Source organism: Moorena sp. SIO3I6 (assembly GCF_010672095.1).
In genome coordinates, this window is the sequence record NZ_JAAHHU010000573.1 from 1 (window position 1) to 2,772 (window position 2,772).

Sequence of the window (2,772 nt, forward strand, 5' to 3'; positions counted from 1 at the left end):
TGCTGCCATTCTTCCAGAGCACCAATCACAAAACTAGCTGCTGGATGACTGAGCAATTGTTCAAAAGCGTTTACAGCACCTACCCTTAACACCCTGGCTCTCAAAGTGGGGTTGTTTTCAATTTGTTGTACTACCTCAGTAGCTAGTGCTATTTTCCCTCTAGTTGTGTCGATAGGATAGGACTTTTCTAACTCTTCCAGTAGCTGTTGAATCTCTGCAGCAATGTCTGAAACTTTAGGATATATTTTTTTCCTTACAGCTTGTAACTCTCGGTTATGAGGATTCTCATCACAAGCAGCTTTCACTAACTTCTCTAAATTACCAGTTGACTCAGCCCATTGAATTAAATTAAAAACAATTTCCCTCAAATTGTCTCCTGATGCTATGGTATTTAAATTAATATTTAATCCGTAAATAACCATCATGTCTAAGTTAGTTTTGCTTGGAAAAGCGCTACAAATAGCATAGTTTAACTCCTTGAGTTCCTGACCGGATAGTCTATTGATAGCACTAGATAACTCATTATCGTTACCGTCTGGTTCATCTTGAGACTTTGTATTCAATTGGAAACGGCTAATATCCTCAGCAGTAGGGTGTCTTACTTTAATTACACGCCCCATCCATTCAGCCTCATCCAGGTTTTCTATAGATGCAGTTGCCTGATCAATTTCTGCCATTTCTACAAGAGCCTTTGCTGTATTAGAGTCAGTGTTTAAATTAACCTTTACAACTTGTCCATACTCTGACCAGACTTCTACAATATCTTCTTTGGTAATTTCATAAGATAAGTTGTCTACATAAACAAATCGTTCACTATTCAAATAATTAGTATCTGTATTTACTATTTGTTCTTGTTCATCTTCACTGGTTGTATCGACTAAATTATCAATAAATGGTAAGGGTCTTGGCTTCCAGGTTGTCTCCCTTACCATATTCAAAATTTTTGGTAAACGCTCCTTAAGCTTCTGTTTTATTTCCTTACTATTACAAGCCTCAACTACATCATATCCACGCAATAATGAGGGTAAGTCTCGTTCACTTTTAACCAAAATCACTCTAGGAATATTAGACTCAAATAATTTGTCTAAAGCCAGGCTCATGCCAATGGCAATAAAAGTTTCTGCCGAAGTATTTGGTAAAATTCGGTATAGGGCAAAGGGAGTAGAACGTACGGTTTGACAATGACTACATAGCAGGTATTGATAACCATCAACAAGAGATAGTTCATCCAGATAATTAAAAGTTAAATTACTATAGCGATTAAAAATATTTTCAAATACTCCCCGAATTTCCTCACATTCTGATTGGTGATAGCGAGGATGATTTTTATCAAAACCGTCAGAAATATGACAGGTGATTTTTTCTTGTCCCCATTTTTGCTCCCAAGGATGTTTGTCTCTAAAAGAACAGACTTGATTACCAAATATGCAGAAACGGTTTAGCCAATCCCGGTCAGGGGGAACATCAATCCACTGTGGTAATTGAGCGTCTAAAGCCTTTTTTAGGGTTACAATACCAGCAAAGTCAAGTATTTTTATACTTTGTAAGCATTTAGGTAATTGTAATTCTTGATTACTAGTGTGACGTAGCAAAAGGGTGGGACGATTAAGGGCAATGGCAATGCCTAATTCTAGGTAAACATTGCGTGGAAGCTGCCAATTACCATCTCTATCTTCCCAGCTTGATATGTCGTAAATTCCAAAACGTGAATTAGCGATTAACTCAACAACTTTTTCCCGCAGAGTTTGGGTAGGTGTAAACTGGTCAGCAGCATACCACGGCTCTAAGTTAAACTTTGGTAAAATTTCGTCACAGGCACTTTGGAGGTCTGCGCACCATTCAGCCCCAAGGGAATGTCCTATGAAGCACTTTTGGCGCTCGTAGTTTTTGTATTTAGGGTGAATACCACCAGTATTTTGCATTTTTCCGTAATTTTTATCTCGATTGGCGAGGTTTAGCCTTATTTTTAGATAAACTTTTAAAACTTTTCGTTCTACTGAAAGTGGGCAAGATATAACACCTATTTATAAGGCTATTCTGGATAAATATCTTCTGGATAAGGCTCTGCATTATTAACTTCCAGGCAACTAAAATCCTTGACCAAAGCACCTCCTTCAATTGTGTAGTCGCTGTAGTTTTTAAGACCGATTGGATATTCCCAAACAGTCCACTCTATCTCTCCTGTATCAAAGTAGTAGGTTGCTGCATAACCTATTTCATTTCCCATCGATCTTTCGTATACACTGCATACTTCCCAATCAAGATCATCTGGAGTTATTTCGACGGTTTTATGGGTAATGTTACCCTCATCGTCTTCGTCCTCAAAGCTGATCAAAGCTACACCTTTAATAAGGATAGGATTGCTATCTAACAAAGCTTCTTTACTAAGAATACGCGATCGCTTTTGTAAATGTTCGTAGGGTGTGTTAGGGACGGGGGAGCCATTATTGTCTTGGTAGCCAGTGTTAATAAAATCTGTCCCGTAACGCACCATCTGGTCAAACGACAAAAGCGATAATTCGCAATCTTTTAAGACTTGCTCAGCCACTAACTCTGGCTTATAGGTATTAACAATTTCAACTAACTCACAACGACAATTAAAACCATTAGCTTCAATATTAAAATCTTTATATAGATTAGAAAAATGCTTTCTTACCGTAGATTTATTATAGACATTCAGCACCTTGTCTTTGATTTCTTGATCTGTCATGCCACCAAGCATTGCCTCCAACACTTTTCGCCTTCTCGGGGGCATGTTCCTGATTTTTTCCT

1 protein-coding gene and 1 pseudogene are annotated in these 2,772 nt (G+C 37.9%); both read right to left on the minus strand.

Features of this window, described 5'->3' with window-relative positions:
- A partial coding sequence (locus F6K49_RS39780; protein ID WP_293106200.1) for an effector-associated domain EAD1-containing protein occupies nt 1–1,922 on the minus strand: 1,922 nt, incomplete at its 3' end.
- A gap of 110 nt (nt 1,923–2,032) precedes the next feature.
- Nucleotides 2,033–2,772 (minus strand): annotated as a pseudogene (locus tag F6K49_RS39785) (hypothetical protein); the annotation flags it as partial.